The organism is Micromonospora sp. CPCC 205546 (assembly GCF_036902715.1).
Lineage (GTDB): Bacteria > Actinomycetota > Actinomycetes > Mycobacteriales > Micromonosporaceae > Micromonospora.
In genome coordinates this window covers 25,258-38,025 of the sequence record NZ_JBAKHL010000016.1, presented here as the reverse complement: position 1 = coordinate 38,025, position 12,768 = coordinate 25,258, and the positions used below count along the sequence as shown (strand labels likewise).

The following is a 12,768-nucleotide window of genomic DNA, read 5'->3' as shown; positions in this document are numbered from 1 at the left end:
CCGGCCAGCCTACTGGGTGCCCACGCTCAGCGCCGGGTCGGCCGGGGCCGCCGTCCGCGGCGCGTCCGCCGCGCGGGCGACAGCCGGCACCGGTGCGGAGTACGCGTCGAGGGCGGCGACCGCCGCGGCCCCCACCTGCTCGGCCAGCTCGGCCGGGGCGACCACGGTCACGCCCGGGCCCAGCCCCAGCACGAACCGGCGGGCCCAGCCCAGGTCGGTGACGCGCAGCGAGACCAGCCAGTCGTCGCCGTCGCCGGCCTCGACCCGCTCGCACGGGTAGTACTCGGTCAGCCACCGCTCGCCCCGGCCGATCCGCAGGGTGATCAGCGGCAGGTCCGGCGACGGGCGGAAGACGCCCTCGCTGAGGTCGTGCGGGCGGGCCTGCGGCGGCACGACGGCCCGCTCCGCCAGCTCGGTGACGGCGTCGATGCGGTCGGCCCGGAACAGCCGCACCGCCTCGACCCGCCGGCACCACGCCTCCACGTACGCCCGCCCGCCGACCATCAGCATCCGCAGCGGGTCGACGACCCGGTCGGTGGTCTCGTCCCGCGCGGCCGTGTAGTAGGTGATGCGCAGCGCCCGGCCGCTCTCGACGGCCGCCCGCAGCTGCTCCACCTGCCGCGTGTCGGCGGGCAGCCGGACCTCGACCGGCGCCGCCACCAGGTCGCCGGCCGCGTGTTCGATCTTGGCCAGCGCCCGCTCGACGGCCTCCCGGCTGGTCACCCCCGGCGTCTCGGCGAGCATCCGCAGCGCCACCACCAACGCGAGAGCCTCGTCGGGGGTGAGCCGCAGCGGCCGGTCGATGCCGGCGTCGTAGGTGATCGTCACCCGGTCGCCGTCGAAGGCCATGTCGATCAGGTCGCCCGGGCCGTAGCCGGGCAGCCCGCACACCCACAGCAGCTCCAGGTCCTCGCGCAGCTGCCGCTCGGTCACGCCCAGGTCGCCGGCCGCCTCGGCGAGCTCGATGCCGGGCCGGGCCAGCAGGTAGGGCACCAGGTTCAGCAGCCGGGCCAGCCGGTCGGCCGACGCGCGGGAGCCGCCCCGGGCGGCCGGGCGGGTCACCGGACACCCCCGGCGACCGTGAGGTCCTCGTGCCGGGCGGCGATCTCCTTGAGTCGCTGGATCACCGCGTCGCGCACCTCCGGCGGGTCGAGCACCCGCACGTCGGGGCCGTAGCCGACGAGCTGGCCGGCGAGGACGTCCGCGTCGGCGTAGGGCAGGACGAGCCGGTCGCCGTCGGGGCCGGCGGTGACGTCGACCGCCCAGCGGCGCAGCCCGGCGGCACGCCCAGCGGCGACGAGCACGGTGGCCCGCCCGGTGCGCTCCGTCGGCCCCGACCAGCGGGCCACGTGGCTGATGAGGTCGACGCCGGCCGGCGGCTCGTAGCCCCCGGGCTCGCCGGTCGCCCGGACCGCGCCGACCACCCGCGACAGCCGGAAGCAGCGGGTCGCCTCGCGGTCGAGGTCGTGCCCGACCACATACCAGCGGCCCCGCCAGCAGACCACGCCCCACGGCTGCAGACGCCGACGGGTGGGATCGTCGCGGTCGGGCACCCGGTAGTCGAAGCGGACCTCGCGCCGGTCCCGGGCCGCTGCGGTCAGCGGCGCGAACGCCGGGTCCACCGTCACCATCGGCTCCAGGCCCAGGGTGGCCTGCGGGTCCACGTCGACGCCGGCGGCGCGCAGCTTCGCCAACCCGGAGGAGGCGGCGGCGGCCAGGCCGGCGTGCTGCCACAGCCGGGCGGCGATGCCGACCGCGGCGGCCTCGTCCGGCTCCAGGGGGATGTCGGGCAGCGCGTACTCCCGGTGGGCGATCCGGTAGCCCGGCTCGGCGTCGAAGACGCTCGCCGTCCCCGTCTCCAACGGCACGCCCAGCTCACGCAGCTCGGCCTTGTCCCGCTCGAACTTGCGCTGGAAGGCCTCGTGGTCACGCGCGTCGTCCGGATCGTGCTCGTAGCCGGGCACGGTCGCGGCGATCTGCGCGGCGGTCAGGAACCGTCGCGTGGACAGCAGGCAGATAACCAGGTTGACCAGGCGTTCGGTGCGGGTCCGCGACACGCGGTAGACGCTAGCAGCCCACCCGCCGCGTCCGTGCACCCACGCGGGCAGGACGTGCTGCGCGTCGCGACCGCCGGCCCGCCGCTCGCCCGGCGGCCCGCCGACCCGCGTGCTGCTGCCCGTGGTGGCCACCGTCGGGGCCCGCAGCGACATCCCGCTGCCGCTCGGCCGGGCGGTGCCCGAGCGGCCGCGCGACGAACTCGCCGGCCTGCCCGCCGACGGCGGGCCGGACCCCGCGCGACCGACCGCCGACCGGGTACGTCGCCCCGGGCGCGCCCGCCGCGGACGGCGACGCTAGCGTGCCGGGCATGGTGCGATGGCGGTCGGGAACGGTGACGGCGCTGCGGCGGCAGTGGACCGGGGCGATGGAGCTCGACGTCGCCCTGCCCGACGGCGGCACCCTACGCGCCCTCGCCTACCCCGCCCTCGTCGGCCGGCCCGAGCCCGGCGACCGGGTGCTACTCAACGCCGGCGCGCTGCTGATGGGCCTCGGCACCGGCGGGTACGCCCTGGTCGTGGCGGTGCCCGACCGGCTGCCGCCGGACCCGCCGCAGACCCTCGACAGCCGCGACGCCGGCCACCTCGTCAAGGCCCGCTACACCCCGCTGCAGCCGATCCTGCTCGGCGTCGACGAGGAGGCCTCCCCGCACCGGGAGGTCATGGCCGCCGCCGACGACCTGTCGGGCCTGCCCGTCGTCACCGCCGACCTGCACTCCGCGCTGCCGGCGATCCTGGCAGGCATCCACGCCGACGCCCCCGCCGCCCGGGTGGCGTACCTGCTGACCGACGGCGGGGCGCTGCCGGCCTGGTTCTCCCGCACGCTCGCCGGGCTGCGCGACCACCTCGTCGGCACCGTCACCGTCGGCCAGTCCTTCGGCGGGGACCTGGAGGCGGCCACCGTGCACAGCGGGCTGCTCGCCGCCCGGCACGTCCTGCGCGCCGACGTCGCGATCGTCGCCCAGGGGCCGGGCAACCTGGGCACCGGCACCCGCTGGGGCTTCTCCGGGGTGGCCGTCGGCGAGGCCGTCAACGCCGTCGCCACGCTGGGCGGGCGCCCGATCGGATCACTGCGGATCTCCGACGCCGACCCCCGGCCGCGCCACCGCGGCGTGTCGCACCACAGCCTGACCGCGTACGGCCGGGTGGCCCTCGCCCCCGTCGAGCTCGTCGTGCCCGACGGCCTGGCCCCGGAACTGGCCGGCGAGGTGGACGCGGCGCTGGCGCCACTCGCGGCCCGGCACACCCTCGTGCGGGTGCCGACCGGAGGGCTCGACGCCGCGCTGCGGGCCGCGCCCGTGCCGCTGTCCACCATGGGCCGCGGTCTCGACGCCGACCACGCCTACTTCCTGGCCGCCGCCGCGGCCGGCCGGCATGCCGCGCGCCTGCTGAGCAGCCGACCGGCGTGAGCAGCGGCTACACCAGGAAGATCAGGGCCAGCCAGGCGCCCACGATCAGCACCAGCGCGAGCGCGAGGACCCACGTGGGCACCGTGTATTCGCCGCGCCGGTTGCGCTCGATCTCGGCGCGGATCTTCTCGCGGCGGCGCTCGGCCCAGTTCTGTCGCTGGCGGCCGCTCTCGGGAGGTTCGGAAGTCGTCATGGCGCGGTCAGCCTACCGGCCCCACCGGCCCGGACGGCGCTGGGCACCGCACCGGGCCGGCGGCGCCGTCACATGCTGGCGATCAGCCGCTCCACCCGCTCGTCGTACGCCCGGAACGGGTCCTTGCAGAGCACGGTGCGCTGCGCCTGGTCGTTGAGCTTCAGGTGCACCCAGTCGACGGTGAAGTCGCGCCGCTTCTCCTGGGCGTGCCGGATGAACTCCCCACGCAACCGGGCCCGGGTCGTCTGCGGCGGCGTCTCCTTGGCCTCGAAGATCTCCGGATCGGTCGCCACCCGGTCCACCTCGCCGCGCCGCTCCAGCAGCCCGTAGAGGCCCCGCCCCCGACGCAGGTCGTGGTAGGCCAGGTCCATCTGGGCCACCCGCGGATGCGACAGCGGCAGGTCGTGCTTGCGCTGGTAGCGCTCGATGAGCCGCAGCTTGGTCACCCAGTCGATCTCCCGCGACACCGGCTCCAGGTCACCGGTCTCCACCGCGTGCAGCACCCGGCCCCACAGCTCCACCACCCGCTTGGCGGTCTGGTCGCCGCCACGCCGCTCCACGAACTCGGTCGCCTTGGCCAGGTATTCCTGCTGGATCTCCAGCGCGCTGACCTCCTTGCCGGAGGACAGTCGCACCTTGCGCCGGCCGGTGATGTCGTGCGAGACCTCGCGGATGGCCCGGATCGGGTTCTCCAGCGTCAGGTCCCGCATCACCACCCCGGCCTCGATCATCCGCAGCACGATGTCGGCGGTGCCGACCTTGAGCAGCGTGGTGACCTCGTTCATGTTGGAGTCGCCGACGATGACGTGCAGCCGGCGGTAGCGCTCCGCGTCCGCGTGTGGCTCGTCGCGGGTGTTGATGATCGGCCGGCTCCGGGTCGTCGCCGACGAGACGCCCTCCCAGATGTGCTCGGCACGCTGCGAGAGGCAGTAGACCGCCCCGCGCGGCGTCTGCAGCACCTTGCCCGCCCCGCAGATCAACTGCCGGGTGACCAGGAACGGGATCAACACGTCGGCCAGCCGGCCGAACTCCCCGTGCCGCGACACCAGGTAGTTCTCGTGGCAGCCGTAGGAGTTGCCGGCCGAGTCGGTGTTGTTCTTGAACAGGTAGATGTCGCCCGCGATGCCCTCGTCGTGCAGCCGCTTCTCCGCGTCGACGAGCAGACCCTCCAGGATCCGCTCGCCGGCCCGGTCGTGCGCGACCAGGTCCACCACCGAGTCGCACTCCGGCGTGGCGTACTCCGGATGCGAGCCGACGTCCAGGTAGAGCCGGGCGCCGTTGCGCAGGAACACGTTGCTCGACCGGCCCCACGACACGACGCGGCGGAAGAGGTATCGGGCGACCTCGTCGGGGGACAGCCGCCGCTGCCCACGGTAGGTGCAGGTGACGCCGTACTCGGTCTCGAGGCCGAAGATTCGCCGCTCCATGATGAGACATTAGCCGCCCGAGGCCCCAGATGGGCACCGCACACCGTGCCGGTCTCACACGGGATCGGTGACGATCGGCTCCGAGGGCACCGCAGCGACGGTCCCGGCGGCACGGCGGCGACGAGGCGCACCCGTACGTGTGCGACGTCCCGGTTGGACGCTGGGCGCCGCGGAGCCGCGACGGACGGTGTCCGGGTCGGGCGGCGGGGTGGCGGAGCCGCAGCCGGCCCACGTCGGCGGCCGAAGGTCGCGGGACCGACGGACGTGGACGGGCGCACCGACGGCCGGGCCGATGGCGTACGCGACGGCGGGCCCGACCCGACACCCCCGGGAGGGCGCTCGGGCGTGTAGACACTCCGAGCCACCCTCCCGGTGGTGCTCCGCTACGCCTCGGGGGTCTCCTGCCCCTCCAGGTCCGCCGAGCCGGCCGACGTGGTGGGCTTCTTCGCCTCCTCGCTCGGCGACGTCGGCGTCTCCGGGCGCGCCGACACCGGCTCCTCGGCCTTGTCGCCGTCGAGCAACGAGGTCAACGCCGCCCCGGTGATGCGCCGGAACGTCCGCCCCACCCGGCGCCGGTCCAGGACCGCCACCTCCAGCTGGTTGGCGGCGATGGTCCGGGCGGCGCCGCCCTCTCCCCCGACGCTGCTCAGCGCCTGCATCGCGACCTTGACCGCCTCGCCCAGCGACATGTCCGGACGGTGGTGGGACTTCAGCACGCCGGTGATCGCCTCGGCCTGCCCACCCATCGCCATCCGGCCCGGCTCGTCGTTGACGGAGCCGTCGTAGGTGAGCCGGTAGAGCTCGTCGTCCTCGGCGGTGGTGCCGACCTCGGCCACGCAGATCTCCACCTCGAACGGCTTCGACTGCTCGGTGAAGATGGCACCCAGGGTCTGCGCGAACGCGTTCGCCAGGGCCCGGCCGGTGACGTCACGCCGGTCGTAGCTCAGGCCGTTGAGGTCGGCCATCCGCACCCCGGCGCGGCGCAGGTTCTCGAACTCGTTGTAGCGGCCGACGGCGGCGAAGCCGATCCGGTCGTAGATCTCACTGACCTTGTGCAGGGCGCTGGAGAGGTTCTCGGCGACGAAGAGCACCCCGCCCTCGTAACTCAGGACCACCGCGCTGCGGCCCCGGGCGATGCCCTTGCGGGCCAGCTCGGAGCGGTCGCGCATGATCTGCTCGGGCGAGGCGTAGAACTGCATGGCCACGGCGGCGGTTCTCCTTAGGGCGCTGTGCTGACGGCTGCTGACTGGTGCGGGCGGGAGCGGATCAACCGCCCGGGTTCTCCATCCGGCCGGAGACCACGCTCTCGGCGATCGCCGACATCTCCTCGTCGGTGAGCCGGTGGGTGCCCTCCGCCGTCGCCGTCATCACCACCGGGTAGATCCGCCGGATCAGGTCCGGACCGCCGGTCGCGGTGTCGTCGTCGGCCGCGTCGTAGAGCGCCTCGACCGCGAGCCGGACCGCCTCGTCGATGGAGAGCCCCGGCTGGAAGCGCTTCTTCAGCGCCGACCGGGCGAAGAGCGAGCCGGAACCGATCGCGTCGTAGCCGGTCTCCTCGTAGGGGCCGCCGGTGACGTCGAAGCTGAAGATGCGCCCGGCCCGCGCGGGGTCCTTCGCGGCCAGGTCGTAGCCGGCGAAGAGCGGGATCACCGCGAGACCCTGCATCGCGGCGCCCAGGTTGCCGCGGATCATCGAGGCGAGGCGGTTGGCCTTGCCGTCGAGCGAGAGCATCGCGCCCTCGATCTTCTCGTAGTGCTCCAGCTCCACCTGGAACAGTCGCATCAGCTCGATGCCGATCCCCGCCGTGCCGGCGATGCCGACCAGGGAGTAGGCGTCGGCCGGGTGCACCTTCTCGATGTCGCGCTGGGCGATCAGGTTGCCCATGGTGGCCCGCCGGTCGCCGGCCATCACGACACCGCCGGCGGCCGAGATGGCCACGATGGTCGTCGCGTGCGGCGCCATGTCGGCGGCCATACCCGGCGGCAGGGGCCGGCGGCCGGGCAGCATCTCGGGGGCCACCTTGCTCAGGAACGAGGTGAAGGAGGACGTCCCCGCGTTGGTGAACACATCTGGTAGACGCCCGGATGGATCAAAACCCGCTGCCACGTGGTTCCTCTCAGATATGTGATCGCCTCCGCCAGCCGCGACTGATCGTCACGGAACTGGCCGAGACCACCGTTGCAGTTGAAGCACAATATCCCGCGCACCCATCCGGTGCGATGATCGTGGTCCAGATGTTGGGGGTCCGGGGTGCCACAGATCGCGCAGACCCCGCCCTGCTCGGCCAGGAGCTCCTGGAACTCCTTCTCGCCGACGCCATAGCGCCGCCGCAGGTGGTATTCGCCACTGCCGCCGTAGAGCCGCTGCTTGGTCTCACGAGTCCGGAGGTTGTGGCACGGCTTGCAATAGGAGGCGTAGCCCGAGCTGTCGGAACCGTTACGAGGAAAGTCGGCCACGGGCTTGACGGTTCCACAGTCGGCGCAGAAGCGATGGCCGTCCGGAACCGTCCGGGGTGGTTTCACCTCACGGTCATACCGCTCCTTCACTCGCTTCGCATAGCTCGCCTTGGAGCGAGCGTTGAAGCACGGCTTGCAGTAGCTGCCGCGACCGCTGGGACGCTTGCTGCTCGCGCAGAACTCATCGAGCGGCTTCCAGTCTCTGCAGTCGCGGCAAACGGCGTCGGCCATTCTGATCATCAAGCGGAACCGACATGTCTGTTTCAACCCGATATGATCACTGGCCTCCTTTTTGTACGTATCCTCTCACGAACTCTTCGGCGTTCTCCTCGAGGACCGAGTCGATCTCGTCGAGCAGGTCGTCGACGTCCTCGGTGATCTCGGCGTGCCGCTCCGCCACCTCCGGGTTCGCCTCGGTGGTGACGTCCTCGATCTCCTCGCCCTGACGCGACTTGCCCGACTGCGACTGCCCGCCGCTGTCACGAGTGGCCATTGCTGCCTCCTCCACGATCGCCCTGCGATCAACTTACCTCGCGCAGGCGACGAAAAGCCCGCCGCGCGCCGGCTTCGGCACACGGCGGGCAATCGGCGACGACGCCTCAGCCGCCGGTGAGGGTCTCCAGCAGGTCCTTCGCGCTGGGGCAGCGGTCGAAGAGCGCGCCCACGTGCTTGCGGGTGCCGCGCTCCGGCTCCATCATCGGCACCCGCACCAGCGACTCCCGGCCGACGTCGAAGATCACCGAGTCCCAGCTCGCCGCGACGACCTCCGAGGCGTACTGGGCCAGGCAGCGGCCACGGAAGTAGGCCCGGGTGTCCTCCGGCGGCTCGGTCATCGCCGTACGGGTCTGCTCGTCGTCGAGCAGCGTCTTCATCGCGCCCCGAGAGACCAGCCGGTGGTAGAGGCCCTTCTCCGGCCGGACGTCGGAGTACTGCAGGTCGACCAGTTGCAGCTTGTGCGAGCCCCAGCCGAGCTGCTCACGCTCCCGGTAGCCCTCCAGCAGCCGCAGCTTGGCCACCCAGTCCAGCTCGTCGGCGCAGAGCATGACGTCGCGGCCCAACCGGTCCAGCACGCCCTCCCAGCGGTCGAGCACATCGAGGGTCTGGGCGTCGGCGTCGGTGCCGTAGCGCTCGTCCACGAAGGACCGGACCCGCTCGTAGTAGGCCCACTGGAGGTCCAGGGCGGTCAGCCGCCGCCCGTCCCGCAGGCGCATCAGGTGCGACAGGGACGGGTCGTGGCTGACGGCACGCAGCTCGTTGACCGGGTCGGCGATGCCGAGGTCGGCCCCGAGGGCCTTCTCCTCGATCATCGTGAGGATCAGCGCCGTGGTGCCGACCTTGAGGTACGTGGAGATCTCCGACAGGTTCGCGTCGCCGATGATGACGTGCAGCCGGCGGTACTTGTCGGCGTCGGCGTGCGGCTCGTCGCGGGTGTTGATGATCGGTCGCTTCAGGGTGGTCTCCAGGCCGACCTCGACCTCGAAGAAGTCCGCACGCTGGGAGATCTGGAAGCCGCTGCGCCCGCCGTCCTGGCCGATGCCGACCCGGCCCGCGCCGCAGACGATCTGCCGGGTCACGAAGAACGGCGTCAGGTACGCGACGATGTCGGCGAACGGGGTCTGGCGGCGCATCAGGTAGTTCTCGTGGGCACCGTAGCTGGCGCCCTTGTTGTCGGTGTTGTTCTTGTAGAGGTTGATCGGTTGGGTGCCCGGGATGGTGGCGGCGCGACGGGCCGCCTCGGCCATCACCCGCTCCCCCGCCTTGTCCCAGCGCACCACGTCCAGGGGGTTCGTCACCTCGGGTGTGGAGTATTCCGGGTGAGCGTGGTCGACGTAGAGCCGCGCCCCGTTGGTCAGTATCACGTTGGCCAGCCCGAGGTCCTCGTCGGCGAGTGCCTCGGCCGGGTCGTACGCGGCCCCGGAGTACGTGAAGCCCCGCGCGTCGCGCAGCGGCGACTCCTCCTCGTAGTCCCAGCGGGCGCGGCCGCCCCGGTTGAGTTCCGGGCGCGCCCCGTAGGCGTTGACCACCTGGGAGGAGGTGACCATGGGGTTGGCCCCGGCCTGGCCGGGAACGGAGATGCCGTACTCGACCTCGGTGCCCATGATCCGTCTTACGCTCATCGACCTACCCGCTTCGCTCGCCCGACCCGGTCCCCCGTCACCTTCGAGGGTAGTCCGCCGCGCGACGGAAGGGGGTGCGCCGGCCCGGGGCGGCGGGGCGAGGGACGGGCACGGACGGGACGGGGCCCGCGACGCGTCGCGTCGCGGGCCCCGTGCGGGTGTCCGTCAGAGGTACTGGCCGGTGTTGCTGGCGGTCTCGATGGACCGACCGGCCTCCGCGCCCTTGCCGCCGGAGACGAGCGTGCGGATGTAGACGATCCGCTCGCCCTTCTTGCCGGAGATGCGGGCCCAGTCGTCGGGGTTGGTGGTGTTGGGCAGGTCCTCGTTCTCCCGGAACTCGTCGACGCAGGCGTCGAGGAGGTGCTGCAGGCGCAGGCCCTTGCGTCCGGAGGTGAGGAACTCCTTGATGGCCATCTTCTTGCCCCGGTCGACGATGTTCTGGATCATCGCGCCGGAGTTGAAGTCCTTGAAGTAGAGGACTTCCTTGTCGCCGTTGGCGTAGGTGACCTCGAGGAAGCGGTTCTCCTCGGTCTCCGAGTACATCCGCAGCACGACCGCGTCGATCATCGCCGCGACGGTGGCCTGGGGGTCGCCGCCGTGCTCGGCCAGGTCGTCCGGGTGCAGCGGCAGCCCGGAGAGGATGTACTTGGAGAAGATGTCCTTGGCCGCCTCGGCGTCCGGTCGCTCGATCTTGATCTTCACGTCGAGTCGGCCGGGCCGCAGGATCGCCGGGTCGATCATGTCTTCCCGGTTGGAGGCGCCGATGACGATGACGTTCTCCAGCCCCTCGACACCGTCGATCTCGCTGAGCAGCTGCGGGACGATGGTGTTCTCGACGTCGGAGGAGACGCCGGAGCCGCGGGTGCGGAAGATCGAGTCCATCTCGTCGAAGAACACGATGACGGGGGTGCCCTCGCCGGCCTTCTCGCGGGCCCGTTGGAAGATCAGCCGGATGTGCCGCTCGGTCTCGCCGACGTACTTGTTGAGCAGCTCCGGGCCCTTGATGTTGAGGAAGAAGCTGGTGTGCTTCTCCTTGCCCTCCCGCTCGGCGATCTTCTTCGCCAGCGAGTTGGCCACCGCCTTGGCGATCAGCGTCTTGCCACAGCCCGGCGGACCGTAGAGCAGGATGCCCTTCGGCGGCCGGAGCTGGTGCTCGCGGAACAGGTCGGCGTGCAGGAAGGGCAGTTCCACCGCGTCGCGGATCTGCTCGATCTGCGAGTGGAGGCCACCGATGTCGGTGTAGTCGACGTCGGGCACCTCCTCCAGGACCAGTTCCTCGACCTCGCTCTTCGGGATCCGCTCGTACGCGTACGCCGAGCGGGGCTCGATCATGAGCGAGTCGCCGGCCCGGATCGACGAGCCGATCAGCGTGTCGGCGAGGTGCACGATGCGCTCCTCGTCGGAGTGCGAGACCACCAGGGCCCGGTCACCCGGACCGCCGTCGGGACCCGCCAGGATCTCCTTGAGCATCGCCACCTCGCCGACCCGCTCGAAACCGAACGCGTCGACGATGTTGAGCGCGTCGTTGAGCAGGACCTCCTGGCCGCGCCGCAGCTCGGCGACGTCCAGTGAGGGCGAGACGGCGACGCGGAGCTTGCGTCCGCCGGTGAAGACGTCCACCGTGCCGTCGTCGTGCCGCGCGAGGAAGACGCCGTAACCACTCGGCGGTTGCGCGAGGCGGTCGATCTCCTCCTTGAGCGTCACGATCTGCGTGCGAGCCTCCTTGAGGGTGCTCACGAGCCGGTCGTTGTTCTCGGTCAGCCGCGCCAACTGTGCCTGGGTGGCCGCCAGCCGCTCTTCGAGCTGCCGGACGTGTCGGGGGCTTTCGGTCAACTTGCGCCGCACCAGTGCGAGTTCCTCTTGAAGGAACGCGACCTGCGTGGAGAGATCGTGGGCCTCCTTCTCCCACCGTGCGGCGCGCGAGTCCGCGTCGTCGCTGCGTGCCACGTCCCACCTCCCCGGGGGGCTTGAACGTTCTGCCCTAACACTAGCCGCTATGAGGCCGATTCGGTCCCACGCAACGCGCTCGTCACCGAACCTTGATCGCGAAGGGTGGCCCGGAGGGCCCGTCCGGGCGTTCGGGTACCGTCGGTGCGTGGGACGGGAGAACATGGGGGGTGCGCCGTGGCGGAGGTCGTGACGGATCAGCTGCAGGTCTGGGTTGACCAGGATCTCTGCACGGGTGACGGGCTGTGCGTCCAGTACGCGCCCGAGGTCTTCGAGTTCGACGTCGACGGGCTCGCCTACGTCAAGGGCTCCGACGGTGAGCTGCGGTTGGCGCCGGGCAGCCGGGTCGACGTGCCGGAGCACCTGCGCCTCGAGGTGATCGACTCGGCGAAGGAGTGCCCGGGCGAGTGCATCCACGTGGTGCGCGGCAGCGACGGCGTCGAGGTGGCCGGCCCGGAGGCCGAGCAGGACTGACGGCCCCGTCCTGCCACGCCCGACGGCGCGGCAGGACACGACCGGGCGGCCTCGCCCGACATCCGGTGCGACCGGACGTACGGCTCAGAGCATCGGGCGGCCGACCACCGAGGCGACCAGGCGGGCGAACTCCTCCAGCCGGGCGATCTGCCCGGCGCCGCCGTCGTCGAGGGTCTTGCCGAAACGCAGCGCGTCGTGCCGGGGCGCGCCCACCGCCTCGTCGCTGGGCGGTGCCTCGTCCAGCGAGGTGAGCAGCAGGTAGACGTCGATGCTGTCGACCCGGATCCCACCGTCGTCGTCGCGGGTCAGCCGGCGCCGGCAGCCGACCTCGGTCACCGTGGAGACCGGCACCACCCGCAGCGACGAGGTCATCGACCCCGCCGGCCCCTCCCCCGGCGGCACGTCCTCGCCGTGCCACAGCACGAGGCGGCTGCCGTCGCACACCACGACCTCCTGCCACACCCCGTTGACCTCGTTGACGAAGCGCTCCAGGGTGAAGCCGAGCACCGACGCGCCGCGCAGCACCCCGCCGAGCGCCTCCAGCGCGACGTCGGGGTCGCGCAGGTACGCCCTGGCGGCCGATTCGAGGTCCTGGTAGGGCGACCAGTCCGGAAACACCGCCGGCAGGTCACCCCCTCCGAAGCCGGGCCGGCTCATGCCACCTCCCCGTGCCCGGCCCGCCGGCGCGCGC

At 72.1% G+C, this 12,768-nt stretch carries 14 protein-coding genes; 3 read left to right on the top strand and 11 right to left on the bottom strand.

The window, feature by feature from the left end; all coding sequences use genetic code 11:
• Positions 1–9 precede the first annotated feature (9 nt).
• Together V6U77_RS10970 and V6U77_RS10965 are read right to left on the bottom strand one after the other, a co-directional pair.
• The gene (locus V6U77_RS10970; protein ID WP_334606152.1) at positions 10–1,062 is read right to left on the bottom strand and encodes a helix-turn-helix transcriptional regulator; all 1,053 of its coding nucleotides are present in this window, start codon (positions 1,060–1,062) and stop codon (positions 10–12) included.
• Positions 1,059–2,057, bottom strand: coding sequence for a helix-turn-helix transcriptional regulator (locus V6U77_RS10965; protein WP_334606151.1), 999 nt, complete (start codon positions 2,055–2,057; stop codon positions 1,059–1,061). The genes V6U77_RS10970 and V6U77_RS10965 overlap by 4 nt, the downstream gene beginning before the upstream one ends.
• A 109-nt stretch (positions 2,058–2,166) precedes the next feature.
• On the opposite strand from V6U77_RS10965, the gene V6U77_RS10960 reads away from it, so the two are divergent.
• Together V6U77_RS10960 and V6U77_RS10955 are read left to right on the top strand one after the other, a co-directional pair.
• The gene (locus V6U77_RS10960) at positions 2,167–2,355 is read left to right on the top strand and encodes a hypothetical protein (protein ID WP_334606150.1); all 189 of its coding nucleotides are present in this window, start codon (positions 2,167–2,169) and stop codon (positions 2,353–2,355) included.
• Between the two features lie 10 nt (positions 2,356–2,365).
• Positions 2,366–3,463: a DUF3866 family protein gene (locus tag V6U77_RS10955; RefSeq protein WP_334606149.1), complete on the top strand. Its 1,098-nt coding sequence runs from the start codon at positions 2,366–2,368 to the stop codon at positions 3,461–3,463.
• A 7-nt stretch (positions 3,464–3,470) separates the two neighbouring features.
• On the opposite strand, the gene V6U77_RS10950 is transcribed toward V6U77_RS10955, so the two are convergent.
• From V6U77_RS10950 to arc, 8 genes are all read right to left on the bottom strand, one after another.
• On the bottom strand, positions 3,471–3,656 hold the full coding sequence (locus V6U77_RS10950) for a hypothetical protein (protein ID WP_089000436.1): 186 nt from the start codon (positions 3,654–3,656) through the stop codon (positions 3,471–3,473).
• A 68-nt stretch (positions 3,657–3,724) separates the two neighbouring features.
• A complete protein-coding gene (gene pafA / locus V6U77_RS10945; protein WP_334606148.1) occupies positions 3,725–5,083 on the bottom strand; it encodes a Pup--protein ligase in 1,359 nt (452 codons plus the stop codon).
• Positions 5,084–5,466: 383 nt separating this feature from the next.
• Positions 5,467–6,288 (bottom strand): proteasome subunit alpha, encoded by an 822-nt coding sequence (gene prcA, locus V6U77_RS10940; protein ID WP_334606147.1) that lies wholly within the window; start codon positions 6,286–6,288, stop codon positions 5,467–5,469.
• A 61-nt stretch (positions 6,289–6,349) separates the two neighbouring features.
• Positions 6,350–7,189 (bottom strand): proteasome subunit beta, encoded by an 840-nt coding sequence (gene prcB / locus V6U77_RS10935; protein WP_192581475.1) that lies wholly within the window; start codon positions 7,187–7,189, stop codon positions 6,350–6,352.
• Positions 7,108–7,779: an endonuclease VII domain-containing protein gene (locus V6U77_RS10930; protein ID WP_334606146.1), complete on the bottom strand. Its 672-nt coding sequence runs from the start codon at positions 7,777–7,779 to the stop codon at positions 7,108–7,110. The genes prcB and V6U77_RS10930 overlap by 82 nt, the downstream gene beginning before the upstream one ends.
• Before the next feature lie 37 nt (positions 7,780–7,816).
• Complete coding sequence (locus tag V6U77_RS10925) at positions 7,817–8,032, bottom strand: ubiquitin-like protein Pup (RefSeq protein ID WP_067366797.1); 216 nt, start codon at positions 8,030–8,032, stop codon at positions 7,817–7,819.
• A 106-nt stretch (positions 8,033–8,138) separates the two neighbouring features.
• Positions 8,139–9,656 (bottom strand): depupylase/deamidase Dop, encoded by a 1,518-nt coding sequence (dop, locus tag V6U77_RS10920; protein ID WP_442934411.1) that lies wholly within the window; start codon positions 9,654–9,656, stop codon positions 8,139–8,141.
• A 165-nt stretch (positions 9,657–9,821) separates the two neighbouring features.
• Positions 9,822–11,603 (bottom strand): proteasome ATPase, encoded by a 1,782-nt coding sequence (gene arc / locus V6U77_RS10915; protein ID WP_334606145.1) that lies wholly within the window; start codon positions 11,601–11,603, stop codon positions 9,822–9,824.
• A gap of 177 nt (positions 11,604–11,780) precedes the next feature.
• Here arc and V6U77_RS10910 point away from each other — a divergent pair, with 177 nt between their 5' ends.
• Positions 11,781–12,077 carry a ferredoxin gene (locus V6U77_RS10910; RefSeq protein WP_334606144.1) on the top strand — a complete coding sequence of 99 codons (297 nt, stop codon included), beginning with the start codon at positions 11,781–11,783 and terminating at the stop codon, positions 12,075–12,077.
• Positions 12,078–12,161: 84 nt separating this feature from the next.
• On the opposite strand, the gene V6U77_RS10905 is transcribed toward V6U77_RS10910, so the two are convergent.
• The gene (locus V6U77_RS10905) at positions 12,162–12,734 is read right to left on the bottom strand and encodes a hypothetical protein (protein WP_334606143.1); all 573 of its coding nucleotides are present in this window, start codon (positions 12,732–12,734) and stop codon (positions 12,162–12,164) included.
• Positions 12,735–12,768 lie beyond the last annotated feature (34 nt).

What these genes read in the sequence shown, in the direction of transcription:
- V6U77_RS10950 (WP_089000436.1), bottom strand. Translation starts at nt 3,656, where the DNA reads ATGACGACTTCCGAACCTCCCGAGAGCGGCCGCCAGCGACAGAACTGG.
- V6U77_RS10925 (WP_067366797.1), bottom strand. Translation starts at nt 8,032, where the DNA reads ATGGCCACTCGTGACAGCGGCGGGCAGTCGCAGTCGGGCAAGTCGCGT.
- V6U77_RS10930 (WP_334606146.1), bottom strand. Translation starts at nt 7,779, where the DNA reads ATGATCAGAATGGCCGACGCCGTTTGCCGCGACTGCAGAGACTGGAAG.
- V6U77_RS10905 (WP_334606143.1), bottom strand. Translation starts at nt 12,734, where the DNA reads ATGAGCCGGCCCGGCTTCGGAGGGGGTGACCTGCCGGCGGTGTTTCCG.
- V6U77_RS10955 (WP_334606149.1), top strand. Translation starts at nt 2,366, where the DNA reads ATGGTGCGATGGCGGTCGGGAACGGTGACGGCGCTGCGGCGGCAGTGG.
- pafA (WP_334606148.1), bottom strand. Translation starts at nt 5,083, where the DNA reads ATGGAGCGGCGAATCTTCGGCCTCGAGACCGAGTACGGCGTCACCTGC.
- dop (WP_442934411.1), bottom strand. Translation starts at nt 9,656, where the DNA reads ATGAGCGTAAGACGGATCATGGGCACCGAGGTCGAGTACGGCATCTCC.